The following is a 20,379-nucleotide window of genomic DNA, read 5'->3' on the forward strand; positions in this document are numbered from 1 at the left end:
CCGCCGGTCAGCGCGGGGCGGCCCCGGGATCCAGCCGCGGGACGGCCGCGAGGAGCGCCCGTGTGACGGGATGCGTGGGGCGCTCGAGCACGTCGGCGGCGGATCCGCGCTCGACGATCCGCCCGTCGGACATGACGGCGACCTCGTCGCTCATGTGCGCGACGACGCCGAGGTCGTGCGAGATCAGCAGGAGGCCGAGGCCGAGGCGCCGCTGGAGCTCGTCGAGGAGGTCGAGGACCTGCGCCTGCACGGCGATGTCGAGCGCGGAGACGGGCTCGTCGCAGATCAGCACGTCGGGCCGGGCCGCGAGGGCGCGCGCGATGGCGACGCGCTGGCGCTGGCCGCCGGAGAGCCGCGCGGGGCGGCGGGCGAGGAGCGCGGGATCGAGGCCGACCTGCGCGAGGAGCGTCCCGGGGGAGTCGAACGCGTCGACGCCCGGGGGGCCCGCGACGGCGAGGGCGTCGCGGAGGATCCGGTCGACGCTCCAGCGCGGGTCGAACGATGCCAGCGGGTCCTGGTAGACGGCGCCGACGCGCGGGCGGCGGCTGCGGCGCGCCCGCTCGGGGATCCCGCTCCACGGCTCGCCGTCGAGCGTCACGTCGCCCGCGTCGGGCTCCTCGAGCGCGAGCAGGAGCCGGGCGACCGTGGTCTTGCCGGAGCCCGAGCCGCCGACGAGGCCGAGCGTGCGGCCGCGGCGGACCTCGAGCGACACGTCGTCGACGGCCGTGCGGACGGATCCGGCCGGACCGCGGTAGGAGCGGGTGAGGCCCGTGGCGCGGAGGACCACGCGGTCGTCGGGCGGCGTCGCGGCCCCGGGAGGGGATGCCGCCGTGGACGGGGACGCCGGAGCGGTGGCGGCGCGCGTGGCCGCGGCCTGGAGGCGCGCCTCCGACAGCGGCACGCCGCGCGGCACCCCGGTCGGCACGGCCGCGACGAGGGCCCGGGTCCGGCGGTGGGCGGGAGCGCGGAGGACGTCCGCCGTCGGGCCCTCCTCCACGATGCGGCCGTCGTGCATCACGGCGACGCGGTCGGCGAGGCGCGCCACGACGGCGAGGTCGTGGCTCACGAGGAGGGTCGCCTGGCCGCGCGTGCGGAGGTCGGCGAGGAGGTCGATGATGCGCGCCTGCACGGTGGCGTCGAGCGCCGTCGTGGGCTCGTCGGCGACGAGGAGCGGTGGATCCAGGGCGATCGCGGCCGCGAGCAGCGCGCGCTGGCGGAGGCCGCCCGAGAGCTCGCCCGAGCGTTGGTGGGCGCGGACCTCGGGATCCGGCATCCCGACGCGCTCGAGGAGCTCCCGCACGCGCGCCTGCCGGGCCCGCGCGTCGCGCATCCCGTGGAGGCGGAGCGCGTCGCCGATCTCGCGGCCGATCGGCCGGAGCGGGTCGAGCGACGAGAGGGCGTCCTGGAGCACGAGGCCGACGCCCGTCCCGCGGACGCCGCGCCACTCGCGGGGACCCGCGTCGCGGAGGTCGCGGCCGCCGATCTCGAGCACGTCGGCGCGGACGTCGGCCCCGGCACCAGCCAGGCCGAGCAGGCTCCGGGCGGTGACGCTCTTGCCGGAGCCGGACGTGCCGACGAGCGCGAGGCACTCGCCCGGCGCGATCCGCAGCGAGACGCCGTGGACGACGCTCTCGCCGCCGAAGGAGACGCGGAGGTCCTCGACCCGGAGCGCGAGCGGGGCCGCGGGGGAGCCCGGGACGCCGGCGGAGCCGCTCACGACGCGCGCACCCGTCGCTCGAGCGCCCGGCCGAGCACGGTCGACGCGGTCGCGGTGAGGACGATCATGAGCCCCGGCACGACCGTGAGCCACGGCGCGGAGCCGATGTAGGTGCGGCCCGCGGCGAGCATGGCGCCCCACTCGGGATCCGGCGGGACCGTCCCGAGCCCGAGGTAGCTGAGGGACGAGGCCCACACGATGGCCTGCCCGACGCCGAGCGTCCCGAGCACGAACAGCGGCGCGGCGGTGTTCGGCAGGATGTGCCGCGCGAGCACGACGAGCGGCGGCCGCCCGAGCACGGTCGCGGCCTCGACGTACGCGGAGCGGCGCACCGACATGACCCGGCCGCGGATGATGCGCGCGTAGCCGGGCGCGGCCGAGATGCCGACCGCGAGCGTGGCGCTGCCGATGCCGGGCCCGAGGATCACGATGAGGAAGAGCGCGAGCAGGAGCCCGGGGAACGCGAACACGACCTCGATCACCCGGTTGACGGCGAAGTCGGCGACGCGCCCGAGGAGCGCGGCGGCGAGCCCGAGCACGGCGCCGAGGCCGAGGCCGATCGCGGTCGCGCTCACGCCGATGACGAGGCTGGGCCCCGCGCCGTGCACGACGCGCGTGAGGACGTCGCGGCCGGATTCGTCCGTGCCGAGCAGGTGGCCGGGGCCGGGCGCGCGGAAGGCCTCGGCGGGCGCGATGGCGAGCGGGTCGCCGGGCGCGAGGAGGCCGGGCGCGAGGGCCGCGGCGAGGAGCAGGACGACCACGAGCGCGGCGCCACCCGTTCCGGCGGCCGCGAGGATCCGCACGGGCGGCCGGGAGGGCGCCGCGATGAGCAGCGTCTCGGCGCGCGGGTCGCTCATCGGCCGGCCGCCGCGGGGGTGGCGGGCGACGCCGCGGCGGAGTCGCCGGCGGGTGCCGCGGACGGGACCGGTCCGGTGCGCGCGTCCACGAGCCGCGGGTCCACGAGCCGCGCGAGCAGGTCGGTGACCGCCGTGAGCACGATGTAGACCACGGCGACCACGAGCACGACGCCGACGATCACGGGCACGTCGCGGCTCATGACGGCCGAGAGGGCGGTGCGGCCGAGGCCGGGACGGGCGAAGACCTGCTCGACGACGACGGCCCCCGAGATCAGGAAGCCGAAGGCCCAGCCGGACAGCGCGATGCCGGGGGCGGCGGCGTGCCGGAGCGCGTGCCGGAGGCGCACCCCGGCCTCGGACTCGCCGCGCGCTCGGGCGGCGAGGGCGAAGGGGGAGTCGAGCGCGTCGAGGAGCGCCTCGCGCATGATCTGGCCGAGGAACCCCGCGAGCGGGATGGCGAGGGTCAGCACGGGCAGCACGAGGCCCGCGGGCGAGGATCCGCTGACCGCGGGCAGCCAGCCGAGGCCGGTGGAGAACACGAGGATCAGCACCACGCCGATCCAGAAGTGCGGCAGCGAGGCGGCCACGATCTCGACGCCCGCGCCGATCGCCCCGGCGACGCGCCCCGCGCCCGTGGAGACGAGCGCGAGCGCGAGCGCGAGGATCCACGCCACGGCGAGCGCGAGCACCGCCAGCAGCAGCGTGCCCGGCAGCTGCCGCGCGAGCACCGCCACGACGTCCTCGCGGAGCGCGTAGGAGCGGCCGAGGTCCCCCTGCGCGAGGCGGCCGAGCTGCGCGAGGTACTGCACGGGGAGGGGCTGGTCGAACCCGTACTCGGCGCGCACGGCGGCGACCGCCTCGGCCGGTGCCTGCGAGCCCGGCCCGCCGAGGATCGCCTGCGCGGGGTCGCCCGGGATCAGCCGGACGGCGAGGAACGTGACGGTCGCGACCGCCCAGAGCACGAGCACCGCGCCGCCGATCCGGGCCCCGACGGCCCGCAGGAGCGCGGGTCGACGGGAGCCGGACGCGGGGAGGGCGCGGGCCCTCGTCACCGGGCGAGCCAGGTGTCGTACAGCGTCGGGGTCGCGACGGACGGCAGGGCGCGGAGGCCCTGGACGGCCGTCCCCAGCAGGAAGTGGTTCTGCTGGTCGTAGAGCGGCAGGATCCAGTACCCGGCCATTACGCGCTCCTGCACGTCGGCGTAGAGCTCGGTCCGGCGCTCGAGGTCCGTCGTGGAGCGCGCCTCGGCGAGCGCCTGGTCGATCTCGGGCACCGAGACCTTGGCGTGGTTCGCGAAGTAGCCGCTCGGCGCGGGCGTGATGCCGGAGGTGTCGTAGAGGATCCGGAGGACGTCCGGCCCGGCCTTCGTGTACGGCGCGCTGACGAGCTCGTACTCGTCGTCGCCGAGCGCCTCGTACCAGGTGCCGAGGTCCATGGGCTCCAGCTGCACGTCGAAGCCGACCGCCTTGGTCGTCGCCTGGATCTGCTCGAACAGCGACTGCTCGGCGGGGATCGACTGGTTGGTGCTCACGGGGAACCGGAGCGTGAGGCGCTGGCCGTCCCGCGTGCGGATCCCGTCGGCGTCCTTCGTCGACCAGCCGGCCTCGTCGAGGAGCTCCGCGGCCCGGTCCGTGTCGATCGCGAACAGGTCGGGGTCGGAGACGGCGGCGGGCTCGGTGCTCGCGAGCGGCGAGTGGGAGCGCTCGGCCGTGCCCTGGAAGAGCGCGGCGATGCCGGGGTCGACGTCCGCCGAGCGGATGAACGCCTCGCGCACGCGCTCGTCGTCGAAGGGCGCCTGGCCCGAGTTCAGCTCGATGCGGTTGGAGGCGCCGGGCCGCGGGGCGTCGAGCTCGCCGAGCGTGCCGGCCGAGGACGCGGACGCGATGGCGTCGGGCTGCGCGTTGTCGATCACGTCGACCTCGCCGCTCTGCAGGGCCGCGTAGCGCGAGGCGGCGTCGGGCAGGAAGCGCCAGTCGATGCGCTCGAGGTACGCGGGGCCCTCGTGGGCCGCGTCCGCGGGCGGCGAGGAGTAGTCGTCGTTGCGCACGAGCGAGATGGACTGCTGGCGGTCCCAGCGCTCGACGCTGAACGGGCCGGTGCCGATGGGCTGGGCGCAGTTCGCGTCCGTGCCGCGGGCGATCCCGGCCGGCGACTCCATCGCGAGCCACGGCTGCGACAGCGACTCGAGCAGCGCGCTGTCGGGCGTCGAGAGGGTGAGCTGCACGGTCGAGGCGTCGACCGCGGTCGCCTCCGTGATCGCCTGCAGCGCGAGGTACCCGGTGGAGGAGAGCGTGGCGGGATCCTGCACGTGGCGGATGTTCGCGACCACCGCCTCCGCGTCGAACGGCGTGCCGTCCGTGAAGGAGACGCCCTCGCGGAGCTCGAGGGTGAGGCCGAGGCCGTCGTCGCTCCAGGTCCAGCTGTCGGCGAGCCACGGCGTGATCCCGCCCTTCCCGTCGAGCGACACGAGCGGCTCGAGGAACTGGGACGAGACGAGGGCCTGCGGGTAGTTGCCGCCGACGTGGGGGTCGAGGCACTCGGGCTCGGCGTCGCCGGACGCGTAGACGAGGGTGCCGCCCGAGACGGGCGTCGTCGACGCCTCCGGGGTGTCCGACGTGCAGCCGGAGAGGACGAGGGCGGACGCCGCGAGGGCGCCAAGGCCCGCGAGGGCGCGGGCGCGCGAGGTGGGGATCATGGGTGCTTCCGATGTGCGCGCCGCTCGGGCGCTGGTGCGGGTGGTTTCTGTACCGCGTCCAACAATACGCGCACCTGAGTGCCCGGATCCGCCAGGATGGTCGGATGACCTCCGCCCGTCCCGCCGGCCGCCCGCGCCGCTCGTCCCGGGCGACCCTCGAGGAGGCCGCCGCGGAGCTGTTCCTCGAGAACACGTACGCCGCCACCACCGTCGAGCAGATCGCACAGCGCGCCGGGGTCAGCCGCGCCACGTTCTTCAACTACTTCGCGTCCAAGGCCGACCTGCTGTGGGCGGGCCTCGACGACACGCTGCGCGCGTTCGGCGAGGCGCTCGCGTCGACGGATCCGGAGGAGCCGGCCGTCGACGCCGTCGTCGACGCGCTCGTCCGCGCCGCCCGCACGCGCGGCGAGGGCTGGCTGCCGCTCGCCCTCACGCAGCACGAGGTGATGGGCCTCGGGCCCGACGTCGCGGGGGAGGGCGTGACGCGCGCGGCACCGCTCGTGGATCCCGTCGCCCAGGCGCTCGCGCGGGCGTCCGCGCACCGGGCGTCGGCCGCGCCCGTCCGGATCGCCGCGGCCGCGCTCGCCGCGACGACGGCCGCCGCGGTGATCGCGTGGGCGGGGGAGGGCGTCGGGCGCGGGCCGCTCGACGACGCCGTGCGCCGGGCCCTGGATCCGCTCCGCGACGGCCTCGCCGCGACGCTGGCCTGACGCGCGCCCGGCCCGCGGGCACCGCGCTCCCGCCCTCCCGCGGGCCAGGATGGGCGCATGACCGCCGACGCCGCCCCGCATCCCGACCACGCCGCCCTCGCCGCCTCGTTCGGCGCGGTCGCCGCGCAGTACGACCGGGTCCGTCCCGGCTACCCGGACGCCGCCCTCGCCTGGATGCTCCCCGCCGGGGCCCGCCGCGTGGTCGACCTCGGCGCGGGCACCGGCAAGCTCACGCGGCTCCTCGCGGCGCGCGGGCTCCGGGTCACCGCGGTCGAGCCGGACCCCGGGATGCGGGCCGTCCTCGCGGAGGCGTCGCCGGGCGTCGACGTGCGGGCCGGCAGCGGCGAGTCGATGCCGCTCGACGACGGCGAGGAGGACGCGGTGCTGGTCGCGCAGGCGTGGCACTGGATGGACGCGGGCGACGCGGCCCGCGAGGCCGCGCGCGTCCTCCGTCCGGGCGGCCTGCTCGGCATCGTCTGGAACGCCATGGACCTGGAGGTCGACTGGGTCCGCGAGCTCGACGCGCTCCTCCAGCCGGGCGGACGGTCCTCGGGCCGCGCCGTCGAGCCCGGCCCGTTCCCCGGCTTCGGCCCCGTGGAGCACGCGTCCTTCCCGCACGTCCACCGCATGGGGCCGGAGGACGTCGTCGCGCTCGCGGGATCCATCAGCCGCGTCATCGTCCTCCCCGACGACGAGCGCGCGCGCCGCCTCGACGACGTCCGGACCCTCCTCGCCGGCCACCCGGACACGGCGGGCCGCGACGAGCTCGACCTGCCGTACCGGGCGGACGCGTACCGCGCCCAGCTCGGCGGCTAGGCGCGGCGGCTAGGCGCGGCGGACGCGCGGCGCCCGGACGGCGCGGGCCGTCCGGAGCGTGCGGCTACTCGTTGTCCCCGCCCGTGGACGACGCGATCGAGACCTGGCCCACGCCCACGTTCGCCGCGTGCACGCTGCCCGTGACGCTGTCCGCCCACGTCCAGTCGGCGACGACCGGGATGTCCTCGCCGTGCTCGCGCGTGTACTGGCGCGCACGGAGCCGGGCGTCCTGCATGCGCTGGCGGAGCGGGCCCTGCGTGCGGCTGAGCCCCGGGGTCCGGTCGATGGCGTCGATGACCAGGTGGTACCGGTCCATGTCGTTGAGCATCACCATGTCGAACGGCGTCGTCGTGGATCCCTCCTCCTTGTAGCCGCGCACGTGCAGCTGCGCGTTGTTCGCGCGGCGGTAGGTGAGGCGGTGGATGAGCCACGGGTAACCGTGGTACGCGAAGACCACCGGGATCTCGGCCGGGAACAGCGCGTCGTAGCCCGCGTCGGACAGGCCGTGCGGGTGCTCGCCCTCCGACTGGAGGCGCATGAGGTCCACGACGTTCACGACGCGGATCGCGAGACCCGGGATCTCCTCGCGGAGGATCGACACCGCGGCGAGCGTCTCGAGCGTCGGCACGTCGCCGGCGCAGGCCATGATCACGTCGGGCGCGCGACCGGCGACCTCGGTGCCGGCCCAGTCGAAGATGCCGATGCCCCGCGTCATGTGCGCGATGGCGTCGTCCATCGACAGCCAGTCGAACGTCGGCTGCTTGCCGGCGACCACCACGTTCACGTAGTCCTCCGAGCGCAGGCAGTGGTCGTAGGTGGACAGCAGGGTGTTCGCGTCGAACGGCAGGTAGACGCGCACGACGTCGGCCTTCTTGTTCACGACGTGGTCGATGAAGCCCGGGTCCTGGTGCGAGAGGCCGTTGTGGTCCTGGCGCCAGACGTGCGAGGAGAGCAGGTAGTTGAGCGACGCGATGGGGCGGCGCCACGGGATCCCCTTGGACACCTTCAGCCACTTCGCGTGCTGGTTGAGCATCGAGTCGACGATGTGGATGAAGGCCTCGTACGACGTGAAGAGCCCGTGGCGACCGGTGAGGAGGTAGCCCTCCAGCCAGCCCTGGCACTGGTGCTCGCTCAGCATCTCCATCACGCGGCCGGCGCGCGCCAGGTGCTCGTCGGTGGGGCGGAGCTCGCCCGCGAACTGCTTGTCGGTGACCCGGAGGACGCCGCCGAGCCGGTTGGACGCGGTCTCGTCGGGGCCGAAGATCCGGAAGTCCCGCGGGTTCCGCACGACGACGTCGGTGAGCCAGTCGCCGAGCACGCGCGTGGGCTCGTGCACGGATCCGCCGGGCGTCGGCACCTCGACCGCGTAGTCCCGGAAGTCGGGCAGGTCGAGGTCGCGCTTGAGGAGGCCGCCGTTGGCGACGGGGTTCGCGCTCATGCGGCGCGCGCCGACCGGGGCGAGCGCGGTGGCGAGCGCGACCGGGGCGCCCGCGTCGTCGAACAGCTCCTCGGGGCGGTACGACCGCATCCAGCCCTCGAGCACGCGGAGGTGGTCCTCGGTGTCGCGGGCGCTGGCGAGCGGCACCTGGTGGGCGCGCCAGTCGTCCTCGGCCGGGTGGCCGTCGATCTCCGGCGGGCAGGTCCAGCCCTTCGGGGTGCGGAGGATGATCATCGGCCAGGCCGGGCGGCCCTCGAGCGTGCCGTCGGCCGCGGCGGCCTTGATGTCGGCGATCTGCTCGAGCACGAGGTCCATCGTCTCGGCCATGCGGCGGTGGACCGCGGCCGGATCCTCGCCGTGGAAGCCGCCCGAGACGACGTAGGGCGTGTGGCCGTAGCCGCGCATCAGGTCGAGCAGCTCGGACTCGGGGATGCGGGCGAGGACCGTCGGGTTCGCGATCTTCCAGCCGTTGAGGTGGAGGATCGGCAGCACGACGCCGTCCTCCAGCGGGTCGAGGAACTTGTTCGAGTGCCAGCTGGTGGCGAGCGGGCCGGTCTCCGCCTCGCCGTCGCCGACGACCGCCGCGACCAGCAGGTCGGGGTTGTCGAACGCGGCGCCGTAGGCGTGGGAGAGCGCGTAGCCGAGCTCGCCGCCCTCGTGGAAGGAGCCCGGGGTCTCGGGCGCGACGTGGCTGGGGATCCCGCCGGGGAACGAGAACTGGCGCAACAGGCGGCGCACGCCCTCCTCGTCCTGCGTGATGCGCGGGTAGACCTCCGTGTAGGTGCCGTCGAGGTACGCGTTCGCGACCATGCCGGGGCCGCCGTGGCCCGGGCCGATGACGTAGACGGTGTCGAGGTCGCGCTGCTGGATCACCCGGTTGAGGTGCGCGTAGATGAAGTTGAGTCCGGGGGTCGTGCCCCAGTGCCCGAGGAGCCGGGGCTTCACGTCGTCGCGGGTGAGCGGGCGGCGGAGCAGCGGGTTGTCGAGCAGGTAGATCTGGCCGACCGAGAGGTAGTTCGCGGTGCGCCACCACGTCTCGAGGCGGGCGAGCTCCTCGTCCGCGAGCGCGGCGGGTGCGCGGTGCGGGAAGGCGGCGGGGATGGCGGGGGTGACGGGGACGGGGGAGGCGCTGGTGCTCATGGCGCCAGCGTGCGCGTGCGGCCGACGGCCGGGGAGGGGCGAAGGTCCCGCGGCGTCCGGACCGTGCCGGAGCCCATGGGACCGATGGCCCTGTCGCGGCCGCGGGGACGGCGCTTGCCTGGGATCACACGACGAAGGACGAGGCACGCCATGACGGATCGCACCGCGCACACGAGGGACCCCGAGCACTGGAACCAGCTCAAGCGCCGGACGCGCGCGCACCTGGCCGCCACCGGCCACCTCGCGGAGCCCCTCGCCCCCGGCGAGCACGACGTCGCCTACGACACGCACCGGACGCGGGCGGAGCGCGAGCAGGCGGACCGGTAGCTGAGCGCCCCGCGGTGCACGGGCCGGGCGCGCGGCCCGCGGGACCTCCGCCCCTGTCGGCCCCGCCCGAGGCGCGCGACCCTCGGAGCGTGGCCGACCGGCCACCTGGATCCCGAGGAGCACCCCATGTCCGCACGCACCGCCTCCCGCACGCCGTCCCCGGTCGGCGACCGCCAGGCCGTCATCGCCGAGGCCGCGGCATCGCTCGCGACGCGCTTCCCCGCGGTGCCGCGCGACAGCGTGATGCGGGTCGCCGGCGACGTCCACGACGCCATCGTCGGGAACGGCGTCCCCGTCCGCGGGTACCTGCGGAACCTCGTCGTGCACGACGCGCGCTCGCGCCTGGCGGCGGAGGAGCGGGCGACCGGCGCGGACCGCGACCGGACCCCGGCGCGGCCGCCCGTGCCGGTGGGCAGGTGGGCGCAGGAGGCGACCCGGCCCCCGACCGTCACGGCCCCCTCGACCGGCACCGCCACGTCCACCGCGACCGCGCCGGCACCGACCGCGACCGTCCCGTCCGCGGACGCGCGGCCGGTGGTCGCCGGCGTCGACGGATCCCCCGCCTCCGAGGCCGCGCTCGACCGCGCGCTGGTGATGGCCGAGGCCCTGGGCGTGCCCCTGCGCGTCGTGTCGGCCTGGCGCTTCCCGATGGTCTCGGAGCAGCTCCCGAGCAGCGACACGACGCCCGAGGAGGACGTGCGCTCGGTCATCGACGACTCCCTCCGCGCGCGGTTCGGCGACCGGATCCCCGCCTGGATCTCCGTCGCCACGCCGCAGGGTCCGCCCGCCCACGCCCTCGTGGAGGAGAGCCGCGCGGCGCAGATGCTGGTCGTCGGGAGCCGCGGTCACGGGGGCATCGTCGGCCTCCTGCTCGGCTCGGTGAGCGCGTCGTGCGCGGAGCACGCGCACTGCCCGGTGCTGGTGATGCACGACCCGCGCCGCGAGCGCGGCGCGCGGCCCGGCGCGACGGCCTGAGCGGATCCGGCCGAGCCGGCGCCGATCGCCGGGCGCCGCTCGGCCCGGTCGTGCCGTCCCGGCGGCCGCGACCTCAGATCACCTCCACCGCCTGCCGCGCGATCTCCCACTCCTCGTCCGTCGGCACCACGAGCACCTGCACCGGCGAGCCCTCGGGCGAGATGCGGCGGGCGTGGGTGGAGGCGAGCTCGTTGCGGTCGGGATCCACCGCGATGCCCAGGTGCTCGAGCCCTGCGAGGCTCCGGCGGCGCAGCAGCGAGTCGTGCTCGCCCACGCCCGCGGTGAACACCACGGCGTCGAGGCCGCCGAGCTCCGCCGTGTACGCGCCCACGTAGCGGCGGATCCGGTGCCGGTAGACCTCCAGCGCGAGGGCGGCGCGCGGGTCGCCGTCGAGCTCGGCGGCCTGCACGTCGCGCATGTCCCCGGATCCGGTGAGGCCGAGCAGCCCGCTGCCGCGGTTGAGCAGCGTCTCCAGCTCGTCGAAGCCGAGTCCCGCCCGGCGGTGCAGGTGGAACAGCACGGCCGGGTCGATGTCGCCGGAGCGGGTGCCCATCACGAGCCCCTCGAGCGGGGTCATGCCCATCGAGGTCTCGATGGAGCGGCCCCGGTCGACCGCGCAGGCGGACGCGCCGTTGCCGATGTGCAGCACGATCATGCGGGTCTCCTCGATCGGACGACCCAGGAACGCGGCCGCGGCGCGCGAGACGAAGCGGTGCGAGGTGCCGTGGAAGCCGTAGCGGCGGATGCCGTGGCGCGCGGCGAGGTCCGCGTCGATCGCGTAGGTGGACGCGGCCTCGGGGATCGTGCGGTGGAACGCGGTGTCGAAGACGGCGACGTGCGGCACGTCGGGCAGCACGGCGCGGGCGGCGCGGATCCCGGCCAGGTTCGCGGGGTTGTGCAGGGGAGCGAGGGCGGACAGGTCGTCGATGGCGGCCTCGACCTCGGCGTCGACGACCACGGCGCGGTCGAACAGGGATCCGCCGTGCACCACGCGGTGGCCCACCGCGACCGGCGGCTCCGCGTCCTGGCCCTGCAGGCGGTCCAGGGCGAGGCGCACCGCCGACTCGTGGTCGGGCACGTCGCCGCCGTGCTCGCCGATGCGCTCGATGGTGCCGGAGACGCGGGCGGCGCCGGTGGCGGGGTCGACGGCGCGGTACTTGAGCGACGAGGATCCGGCGTTGAGCACGAGGACGAGGGCGGCGGGGGAGGCCGCGGCAGGCGCGACGGGAGGCGGGGTGGGCATGCGACGACTCTGCGGATCCGGGTGGCCGGTGACCAGGGGCGAACGTCCCCCTGACGGACCGGGGCGCGGGCCCGGGCGTCGTGCACGTCGCGGGACCTTGGGCCCTGCCGGCCCGCGCCCGGCGGGACGAGCCTGGATCCATCAGGCACCATCCGCCGCATCGCACCGAAGGGGAACGACCATGACCGCCCACACCGTCACCACCACCGCATCCGGGGCGGGACGGACCTCGAGCACCGCATCCGCATCCGCCCTCGCCGTCGACGAGCGCACCCGCGTCACCACCGGGCGGGGCCGCATCGCGCTCGCCGTGCTCCGGATCGCGACGGGCTTCGTCTTCCTGTGGGCCTTCCTCGACAAGACGTTCGGCCTCGGCTTCTCCACCCCGGCGGAGCGCGCGTGGGTGAACGGCGGGACGCCCGCACAGGGCTTCCTCACCAGCCCCGCCGTCACGGGTCCGCTCGCGCCGTTCTTCGCCGGGCTCGCCAACCCGCTCGTGGACGTGCTCTTCATGCTCGCGATGCTGGGCATCGGCCTCGCGGTGGTGCTCGGCATCGGCCTCCGCGTGAGCGCCGTCGTCGGCTCGGCCGTCATGCTCATGATGTACCTGGCCGAGTGGCCGTTCACGGCGGGGACCGCGTCCACCAACCCGCTCGTCGACTACCACATCGTCTACGCGCTGGCCCTCGTCGCGATCGCGTTCCTCTCGGCCGGCGACACCCTCGGCCTCGGGCGCGCCTGGCGCCGTCTGCCGGTCGTGCGGGACCAGCGCTGGCTCATCTAGCCCGCGTCACGGGAGGGCCGGGATCCGCGAGGGTCCCGGCCCTCCCGTCGTTCGTGCGCCCGTCGTCGGGATCGGCCGACGTCCGCGGACGGGAGCGTCCGACGATCGCCGACGCGCGGCGCCGGATCAGGCGGACTCGGGTGCAGGCGCGGCCGCGTCGTCGAAGCGCCGGCGGTTGTCGGCGATCACGTGCTGGTGCTCGCCGACCCACTCGCCGACCGTGAAGGCGACGCGCTGCAGGGAGTGGCCGAGGTCGGTGACCTCGTACTCGACCCGCGGCGGGACCTGGGCGTACACGGTGCGCGTCACCAGGCCGTCCCGTTCGAGGGCGCGCAGGGTGACCGTCAGCATCCGGCGGGAGATCCCCGGGATCATGTCGGCGATCTCGGTGAAGCGCTGGCGATCGTTCCCGAGGACGCCGATGACGAGCAGCGTCCACTTGTCCCCGACCCGCGACATCAGCGATCGGAAGAGCTCCGGGCTCTCTCCCGAGCAGAGCGCGCGCATCCGGGGCATGGACTCCACGAGCCGGTCCTGCAGGGCCTGGCCGCGCGCGTCGATCGACATCGGTGCTCCTTGGGTGACGGCGAGGTAACGGGGGCTCGCTTGAGGTAACAGGTACCCACAGTACATAGTCACTCCTCGTAACCATCGCACTCTGAAGGAGAAGAATGACCCTGTTCCGTCTCGACGCCAGCATCCGCATCGACGGCTCGACGAGCCGCGCCCTCGGCGACATCGTCGAACGCGAGTGGCGCGCCGCTCACCCTGACGCGGAGATCACCCGTCGCCACCTGGGCACCGAGCCCATCCCGTCGACCTCCTGGGCGGAGGCCGTCGCCGGATCGATGACGCCCGCGGACGCGCGCACCCCCGACCAGCAGGCCGCCGCGGCCCTGGCGGCGACGCTGACCGACGAGCTCGCCTCCGCGGACGCCCTGCTCTTCGCCGTGCCGCTCTACAACTTCGGCGTCTCCCAGCACTTCAAGACGTACGTCGACCTCGTGTCCACCGACCCGCGCATGGCCCCCGGCCAGCCCTCCGCCATCGCGGGGAAGCCCGCCGTCCTCGTGACCGTCCAGGGCGGCAACTACGCGGCCGGGACCCCGCGCGAGGGCTGGGACCACGCGACCGCCTGGATGCGCCGCATCCTCGAGGACGTCTGGCAGCTCGACGTGGAGGTCGTCACGCGCGAGTTCACGCTCGTCGGGGTGAACCCGGCACTCGACCAGTTCACGGACATGGCCGCGGAGCTCCGCACGCTCGCCGAGACGCGCGCCGGGGATCACGGACGCCGCCTCGCGACGCGCATGGCCAGCTGACCGACCTGGGCGCCCGCGCCGGCGGCGGTGCCCGACCGGCCGGTCAGGCCCGCGGCCGCCGCGGGTGCGTCAGCCCGTACACGGCCGCCTGCGTGCGCCGCTCGACGCCGATCTTGTCGAGCAGGCCGGAGACGTAGTTCTTCACGGTCTTCTCGGCGAGGCCGAGGCGCTCGCCGATCTGCCGGTTGGTGAGCCCCTCGGTGATGAGCGCGAGCACCTGGCCCTCGCGGAGGGTCAGCCGCACGTCGTCCGCGGGCTCGGCCGCCACCGCCATCAGCCGCGCGCGGGCGCGGCGCACCACGTCGCGGTCCATGAGGTCCGCGCCCGCGGCCACGCGGCGGATCGCCTCCACGAGGCCCGCCCCGCGGATGTCCTTCAGCAGCCAGCCCTGCGCGCCGGCGAGGACGGCCGCCTCGAGCGCGGTCTCGTCGTCGAACGCCGTGAGCATGATGCACGGCAGGTCGGGGTGGCCGGAGCGGATGGCGCGGCACGCGTCCACGCCGGATCCGTCGGGCAGCCGCACGTCGAGCACGGCGACGTCGGGCCGGAGCGCGTCGACGCGGGCCACGGCGTCGCGCACCGTCCCGGCCTCGCCGACCACCGTGAGGTCGTCCGCGCGCTCGATCACGTCGGCGATGCCGCGGCGCACGAGCTCGTGGTCGTCCAGCAGGAACACGCGGGTCATGGGGTCGTCTCCTCGGGGTGCGGGTCGTGGTCGGCATCGTGTCGCGGGGCCCCGGGCGGGACCGCGGGGACCCGCCAGGTCAGCACGCTGCCGCCGTCGGGGCCGGGCTCGAGGGAGCCGGATCCGCCGCGCGCCGCCGCCCGCGCGCCCAGGTTCGCGGTGCCGCTCGCGCGGGTGCGTCCGGCCGGACCCACGCCGTCGTCGACGACGCGCACGACCGTGTCGCCGTCCTCGCATCCGACCTCGACCACCACGGCGGTCGCGACGGCGTGACGGACGGCGTTCGCGAGGCCCTCGCGCACGACGGCCTCCACGTCGTCGAGCAGCTCGCCCGTCACGACGTCGTCGATGTGACCGTGGAAGGCGATGCGCGGCGGGGTGGGGAACGCGCCCGCCACCTCACTGACGACGTCGAGCAGGCGGTGCCGGGCGCCGACGGCCCGCGGCTGGGACGCGCGCAGCGCGAACACGGAGGTGCGGATCTCGGCGATCGCGTCGTCCAGGAGCCCGGAGACGCCGTCGATCCGGGCGCGGGCGTGCGCGGGCAGCGCGTCGAGGTCGAGCCCATTGAGGGACAGCCCGGCCGCGAACAGGCGCTGGATCACGTTGTCGTGCAGGTCGCGCGCGATGCGCCCGCGGTCCTCGAGCAGGCTGACGCGCGCCCGGGATGCCCGGGCCCCGCGGAGCTCCAGGGCGACGCTCGCGTGCGCGGCGAAGTCGGCGATCATGTCGAGGTCGAGGTCCACGAACCGGGCGGATCCCGCGGCCCGCGACACGATGAGCGCCGCGTCGAGCCCGCTGGGCCGCGCGAGCGGCACCGTCATCGAGCTGCCCGTCGACGCCTCGCCGTCGGGCGATCCGGGATGCGCGAGCCCCAGCGACAGGGCGGGGTTGCCCGACGCGATGACCTGGGCCGCCGGCGTCTCGTCGGCGCTGTACACGCGGCCGACGTACGCGTCCGCGTCCCGGCCCCACGCGTCCTCCGTCGTGTAGGCGCCGGAGGGGGTGCGGGTGACGACCGCGACGACCGCGGCGTCGGTCAGCCGGATCACGGACGACGCGATGAGGCCGAGCGGATCGTCGCCGTCCTCGTCGAGGAGCGCCGAGGAGACCTCCGCCTGCGCCAGGGCCCAGCCCTGCCGGCGCTCCGACTCGCCGAAGAGGCGCGCGTTGTCGATGGCGATGCCCGCCGCCGCGGCGAGCGACATGAGCAGCTCCTCGTCCTCCGCGCTGAACGCGCCCGTGGGGTGCTCGGTGAGGTAGAGGTTGCCGTACACCTCGTCGCGCACCCGGATGGGGACGCCCACGAAGCTGTCCATCGGCGGGTGCTGCGCCGGGAAGCCGGCCGAGCGCGGGTCGTCGGCCAGGTGCTCGCGCCGCACGGGACGCGGATCCTCGATGAGCGCGCCCAGCACGCCGAGCCCGCGCGGCAGGTGCCCGATGCGGGCCGCCAGCTCGTCGTCGATGCCGACGTGGATGAACTGCTCGAGCCGCCCGTCCGGCCCGATCACGCCGAGCGCGCCGTAGCGGGCGCCGACCAGGTCGACGGCGGCCTGCGCGATGCGGCGCAGCACGACCTCGAGGTCGAGGTCCTCGGCGACGGACCGGGTCGCGGCCAGCAGGCTGCGGAGCCGGCCCTGCGTCCGCAGGACGCCCTGGGCCTTGTCGACGAGCTCGCCGATGGCCCGCTCGAACTCGGACCGGGGGAGCTCCGGGAAGCCCAGCGAGTGCTCGGTGCGCACGGATGCCCCCTCCCGTCCGGCGATCCCGACGGGACCTCCGGCCCTACGCGACGGTGACCCGCCGCGCGACGCTCGAAACCTACCAGCTGTTCGGTGAACGGAGACGACCATGGACGAGACGACGACGGCACGGGCGCGACCCGCGGGGGACCTCCTCGCCGGCCTCCCGGCGCACCTCACCCGACGCCTGCTCGTGGGCCTCGACGGCTCCTCGGCGAGCGCCACCGCCCTGGACTGGGCGGTCCGACGCGCGATGCGCGCCGGCGCCGAGGTGCAGCTCGTCGGGGTCGTGGACGACGACGCGGGGGCCATGGGATCCGGCTACGCCCAGCAGAGCGAGCGCGAGCACGCGCGCCTCCTCAGCGCCACGGCCGCGCGCGTCGCGGCCGAGCACCCGGGCGTGGCCGTGACGACGCGGCTCGTCGACGGGCCGGTCGCCCTGGCGCTCGCCGGAGCCGCGCGCGCCGACGACGTCGTGGTCGTCGGGTCCGACAAGACCGGCTACGCCCGGGGCCGCCTCTACGGCGTGCGCAGCGTGCAGCTCGCCGCCCTCGTCCCCGGCCCGCTCGTCGTGGTCCCCTCCGCCGACCTGCGGCTGCGCGACGGCATCGTGGTCGCGCTCGACGGCACCGCGACCTCCGCGGAGCTCGCCGAGGCCGGCGCGGAGGAGGCGTCGGCGTCCGGCTGCCGCGTGAGCCTCGTCCACGCGATCCCCGCGGAGGGCGGACCCGACGCCCGCCACCGCGGCGACCGGGTCCTGCACGACGCGCTCGACGCGGCGCACGCGGTCGACCCCGGCCTCGAGGTCACGAGGCACCTCACCTCCCGGCGCCCCGCCGAGGCGATCCTCAACCTGTCCCGCGACCGGGCCCTCCTCGTCATCGGCCGGTCCCGGCGCACGCCCGCGCCGGGCATCGGCGGCACCCTCCACGAGGTCCTCCTCAACGCCAACGTCCCCGTGATGATCCTCCCCGGCTCATCCGCGCCCCTCGGATCCGATGACGCATCCGCATCCGCACGACCCGCCATCGAGACCGAAGAGGCCTGACCATGAGCACGAGAGAGAACAGCAAGCTGACCGTCGTCGGAGCCGGGAGCGTGGGCGCGAGCGTCGCGTACGCCGCCCTCATCCGCGGATCCGCCCGCCACGTGGCGCTCTACGACATCGCCGCCGAGCGCGTCGAGGCCGAGGTGCTCGACCTCGCGCACGGCACCCAGTTCACGGGCGCCAGCGAGATCACGGGCGGATCCGACCTGCGGGTCGCCGAGGGCTCGCACGTCGTCGTCATCACGGCGGGCGCCAAGCAGCGGCCCGGCCAGTCGCGCACCGACCTCGCGGGCGTCAACGCCGGGATCATCGAGGGGATGATGCCCGGCCTCCTCGAGGTCGCCCCCGACGCCGTGTACCTTCTCGTCACGAACCCCTGCGACGTGATGACCGTGGTCGCGTCCCGCGTCTCGGGCCTCCCGCGCTCCCGCGTGTTCTCCTCCGGCACGGTGCTCGACACCTCGCGCCTGCGCTGGGAGCTCGCGCGCCGCGCCGGCGTCTCCACCAGCAGCGTGCACGCGCACATCGTGGGCGAGCACGGCGACACCGAGTTCGCGCTCTGGGACGAGGCCATGATCGGCACCGTCCCGATCCTCGAGTGGGAGTCCGAGGGCCACCCGCGCATGACGGTCGACGAGCTCGAGATGATCGCCGTCGACGTGCGCGACGCCGCCTACCGCGTCATCCGCGGCAAGGGCGCCACCAACCACGCCATCGGCCTCTCCAGCGCGCGCATCGCCGAGGCGATCCTGCAGGACCAGCGGGCCGTGCTGCCGGTCAGCACCGTGCTCGCGGACTTCCACGGGATCGACGGCATCGCGCTGTCCGTGCCGTCGATCGTCGGCGCGACGGGCGCGGTCCCCATCCGGAACACCCCGTTCTCGGGCTCGGAGCTCGAGAAGCTGCACGTCTCCGCCGACGCGCTCGCCGCCGTGCTCGCGACCGTGGAGGCCTGAGCGCCATGTGGACCCAGGACCCGGATCCGCTCGGCATCCCGTGGCTCTCGGCGATCGTCGCCGCGATCCCGATCCTCCTGTTCCTGTTCTGCCTCGTGGTCGTGAAGCTCACCGGGCTGCAGGCCGCGGGCGTCGCGCTCGTCGCGGAGGTCGTCGTCGCGCTCGCGACGTTCGGCATGCCGGTCCCGGCGCTCGCGGGCGCCGGCCTCCTCGGCCTCCTCAGCGCCATCTGGCCGATCGCGTACATCATCCTCATGGCCGTGTGGCTCTACCGGCTGGCGGTCGCGAGCGGCAAGTTCGACGTGATCCGGGCGTCCATCGCCGCGATCTCGCCCGACCAGCGGATCCAGGTGCTCCTCATCAGCTTCTGCTTCGGCGCGTTCCTCGAGGGCGTCGCCGGGTTCGGCGTGCCGATCGCGATCTGCGCCGCCATGCTCGTGACGCTCGGCTTCCGGCCCGTGCGCGCGGCCATGATCAGCCTGGTCGCGAACTTCGCGGCCGGTGCCTACGGCGCCGTCGGCATCCCGGTCATCGTGGGCGCGCAGGTCGGCGGCATCGACGTGATGGACCTCTCGCGGGACCTCGCGCTCATCCTCCAGCCGGTGACGCTCCTGATCCCGTTCCTCCTCGTCATGATCCTCGACGGGTTCCGCGGCCTCCGCGAGACCTGGCCGGCGACCCTCGTCGTGACCCTGGTCTTCAGCGGCACGCAGGCCGCGGTGCTCCTGTTCCTCGGACCCGAGCTCGCCGCGATCCTGCCGGGCCTCCTCGGGATGGTCGCGCTCGCCGCGCTGCGCCTCGTCTGGCAGCCCCGGCACGTCTTCCACGAGGGCGAGCCCCGCGCCGCTGCGCCCGCCCGCGGGGACGGCGCGCAGCCGGCCGCCCGAGGCGGGGGAGCCGCCGCGACCGCGACGCTCACCGCGCCGGTCGTCACGACCCCGACGGCGGAGCCCGTGCGGCGCTCGGCCCGCGAGGTCCTCGCCGCCTGGAGCCCGTTCTACGTGCTCACGGTGCTGGTCTTCGTGTGGAGCACGCCCGCCTTCAAGGCGCTCTCCGCGCCCGGCGGGCCGCTCGCCTGGGCCGTCGTCACCGTGCCGATGCCCGGCGTGACCGGGCGGATCACCACCGCGGGCGGCGTCGTCGTCGCGAACGCGTGGAGCTGGACGCCCCTCGGCGCCACCGGCACCGCGATCCTCCTCGCCGTCGTGATCACCGCGCTCACCTCCCGCGCGCTCACCCGGGCGGTGGTGCTCGAGCAGCTCCGCGGCACGTGGCGCGACCTCCGCATGGCGCTCCTGCTCATCGCCGCGATCCTCGTGCTCGCGCAGATCGCGAACCTCTCGGGCGGATCGGCGGGCATCGGCGGCGCGCTCGCCGGCGCGGGCGCCTGGTTCCCGCTGCTCGCGCCCGTCATCGGCTGGGTCGGCGTGTTCCTCACCGGGTCCGTCGTGAACAACAACACCCTGTTCGCGCAGCTGCAGGCCACCACGGCCGGCCGGATCGGGGTCGACGCGACCCTGCTCGTCGCCGCGAACACCGCGGGCGGCGCGGCGGCGAAGGTCATCTCGCCGCAGTCCATCGCCATCGCGGCGGGCGCCGTCGGGCTCACCGGGCGGGAGAGCGAGATCCTCCGCGCGTCCATCGGCTACAGCCTCGGGATCCTCGCGGTCCTCAGCGTCTGGACCCTCGGACTCACCCTGCTCGCGTGACGGGCGGCGCCCGGCGCAGAGCGCCGGGTGGAGCGGGCCCGCCGTGATCCGCACGGCGGGCCCGCGCGCTAGGATCTGTGGCACAGGCGCCGATCCGGCCATCACCGGGGAGCCTTCGGAAGAGCGCCCCGCACGCACGTCGCGGGGCAGGTAGAACCGAACGGGTCGGGCCCGTCATCGCCTCAGGAGAGTGGCCGCGCGTCGCGTGGCAAGCG

18 protein-coding genes are annotated in these 20,379 nt (G+C 75.4%); 9 read left to right on the forward strand and 9 right to left on the reverse strand.

Annotated features, from left to right (window positions below):
- Positions 1–7: 7 nt before the first annotated feature.
- The 4 genes from ACT7CP_RS07310 to ACT7CP_RS07325 are packed head-to-tail and all read right to left on the reverse strand — an operon-like array spanning position 8 to position 5,269.
- Entirely contained in the window at positions 8–1,717 is a 1,710-nt protein-coding gene (locus ACT7CP_RS07310; protein ID WP_445443921.1) for a dipeptide ABC transporter ATP-binding protein, read from the reverse strand.
- Positions 1,714–2,574 carry an ABC transporter permease gene (locus ACT7CP_RS07315; protein WP_445443922.1) on the reverse strand — a complete coding sequence of 287 codons (861 nt, stop codon included), beginning with the start codon at positions 2,572–2,574 and terminating at the stop codon, positions 1,714–1,716. Before ACT7CP_RS07315 ends, ACT7CP_RS07310 begins: the two co-directional genes overlap by 4 nt.
- Positions 2,571–3,626, reverse strand: a complete 1,056-nt coding sequence (locus ACT7CP_RS07320; RefSeq protein WP_445443923.1) for an ABC transporter permease — start codon at positions 3,624–3,626, stop codon at positions 2,571–2,573. The genes ACT7CP_RS07315 and ACT7CP_RS07320 overlap by 4 nt, the downstream gene beginning before the upstream one ends.
- On the reverse strand, positions 3,623–5,269 hold the full coding sequence (locus tag ACT7CP_RS07325) for an ABC transporter substrate-binding protein (protein ID WP_445443924.1): 1,647 nt from the start codon (positions 5,267–5,269) through the stop codon (positions 3,623–3,625). The genes ACT7CP_RS07320 and ACT7CP_RS07325 overlap by 4 nt, the downstream gene beginning before the upstream one ends.
- A 104-nt stretch (positions 5,270–5,373) precedes the next feature.
- Between ACT7CP_RS07325 and ACT7CP_RS07330 the strand changes: the two genes are divergently transcribed.
- Both ACT7CP_RS07330 and ACT7CP_RS07335 read left to right on the forward strand, forming a co-directional pair.
- Positions 5,374–5,979, forward strand: a complete 606-nt coding sequence (locus tag ACT7CP_RS07330; RefSeq protein ID WP_413963157.1) for a TetR/AcrR family transcriptional regulator — start codon at positions 5,374–5,376, stop codon at positions 5,977–5,979.
- Between the two features lie 57 nt (positions 5,980–6,036).
- Entirely contained in the window at positions 6,037–6,795 is a 759-nt protein-coding gene (locus tag ACT7CP_RS07335; protein ID WP_445443925.1) for a class I SAM-dependent methyltransferase, read from the forward strand.
- A 64-nt stretch (positions 6,796–6,859) separates the two neighbouring features.
- On the opposite strand, the gene ACT7CP_RS07340 is transcribed toward ACT7CP_RS07335, so the two are convergent.
- Complete coding sequence (locus tag ACT7CP_RS07340; RefSeq protein WP_445443926.1) at positions 6,860–9,373, reverse strand: phosphoketolase family protein; 2,514 nt, start codon at positions 9,371–9,373, stop codon at positions 6,860–6,862.
- A gap of 150 nt (positions 9,374–9,523) precedes the next feature.
- Between ACT7CP_RS07340 and ACT7CP_RS07345 the strand changes: the two genes are divergently transcribed.
- Both ACT7CP_RS07345 and ACT7CP_RS07350 read left to right on the forward strand, forming a co-directional pair.
- Complete coding sequence (locus ACT7CP_RS07345) at positions 9,524–9,700, forward strand: hypothetical protein (protein ID WP_413963154.1); 177 nt, start codon at positions 9,524–9,526, stop codon at positions 9,698–9,700.
- 126 nt (positions 9,701–9,826) lie between these two features.
- Complete coding sequence (locus tag ACT7CP_RS07350) at positions 9,827–10,675, forward strand: universal stress protein (protein WP_445443927.1); 849 nt, start codon at positions 9,827–9,829, stop codon at positions 10,673–10,675.
- A 73-nt stretch (positions 10,676–10,748) separates the two neighbouring features.
- Here the strand turns inward: ACT7CP_RS07350 and ACT7CP_RS07355 are convergent, their stop codons facing one another.
- Complete coding sequence (locus ACT7CP_RS07355; RefSeq protein WP_445443928.1) at positions 10,749–11,918, reverse strand: acetate/propionate family kinase; 1,170 nt, start codon at positions 11,916–11,918, stop codon at positions 10,749–10,751.
- Between the two features lie 181 nt (positions 11,919–12,099).
- On the opposite strand from ACT7CP_RS07355, the gene ACT7CP_RS07360 reads away from it, so the two are divergent.
- Positions 12,100–12,702 carry a DoxX family protein gene (locus ACT7CP_RS07360; RefSeq protein WP_445443929.1) on the forward strand — a complete coding sequence of 201 codons (603 nt, stop codon included), beginning with the start codon at positions 12,100–12,102 and terminating at the stop codon, positions 12,700–12,702.
- A 126-nt stretch (positions 12,703–12,828) separates the two neighbouring features.
- Here the strand turns inward: ACT7CP_RS07360 and ACT7CP_RS07365 are convergent, their stop codons facing one another.
- The gene (locus tag ACT7CP_RS07365) at positions 12,829–13,269 is read right to left on the reverse strand and encodes a winged helix-turn-helix transcriptional regulator (RefSeq protein WP_445443930.1); all 441 of its coding nucleotides are present in this window, start codon (positions 13,267–13,269) and stop codon (positions 12,829–12,831) included.
- Between the two features lie 104 nt (positions 13,270–13,373).
- Here ACT7CP_RS07365 and ACT7CP_RS07370 point away from each other — a divergent pair, with 104 nt between their 5' ends.
- Positions 13,374–14,024 (forward strand): FMN-dependent NADH-azoreductase, encoded by a 651-nt coding sequence (locus ACT7CP_RS07370; RefSeq protein ID WP_445443931.1) that lies wholly within the window; start codon positions 13,374–13,376, stop codon positions 14,022–14,024.
- 43 nt (positions 14,025–14,067) lie between these two features.
- Here the strand turns inward: ACT7CP_RS07370 and ACT7CP_RS07375 are convergent, their stop codons facing one another.
- A complete protein-coding gene (locus ACT7CP_RS07375; RefSeq protein WP_445443932.1) occupies positions 14,068–14,709 on the reverse strand; it encodes a response regulator in 642 nt (213 codons plus the stop codon).
- A complete protein-coding gene (locus ACT7CP_RS07380; protein ID WP_445443933.1) occupies positions 14,706–16,451 on the reverse strand; it encodes a GAF domain-containing sensor histidine kinase in 1,746 nt (581 codons plus the stop codon). The genes ACT7CP_RS07375 and ACT7CP_RS07380 overlap by 4 nt, the downstream gene beginning before the upstream one ends.
- Positions 16,452–16,560: 109 nt before the next feature.
- Here ACT7CP_RS07380 and ACT7CP_RS07385 point away from each other — a divergent pair, with 109 nt between their 5' ends.
- From ACT7CP_RS07385 to ACT7CP_RS07395, 3 genes are read left to right on the forward strand one after another with little or no spacing between them, the layout of a single operon-like run.
- On the forward strand, positions 16,561–17,499 hold the full coding sequence (locus tag ACT7CP_RS07385; RefSeq protein WP_445443934.1) for a universal stress protein: 939 nt from the start codon (positions 16,561–16,563) through the stop codon (positions 17,497–17,499).
- A 2-nt stretch (positions 17,500–17,501) separates the two neighbouring features.
- Positions 17,502–18,455, forward strand: coding sequence for an L-lactate dehydrogenase (locus ACT7CP_RS07390; RefSeq protein WP_413963145.1), 954 nt, complete (start codon positions 17,502–17,504; stop codon positions 18,453–18,455).
- A gap of 5 nt (positions 18,456–18,460) precedes the next feature.
- On the forward strand, positions 18,461–20,164 hold the full coding sequence (locus ACT7CP_RS07395) for an L-lactate permease (RefSeq protein ID WP_445443935.1): 1,704 nt from the start codon (positions 18,461–18,463) through the stop codon (positions 20,162–20,164).
- Positions 20,165–20,379 lie beyond the last annotated feature (215 nt).

This window comes from Clavibacter rahimiani (assembly GCF_052654495.1).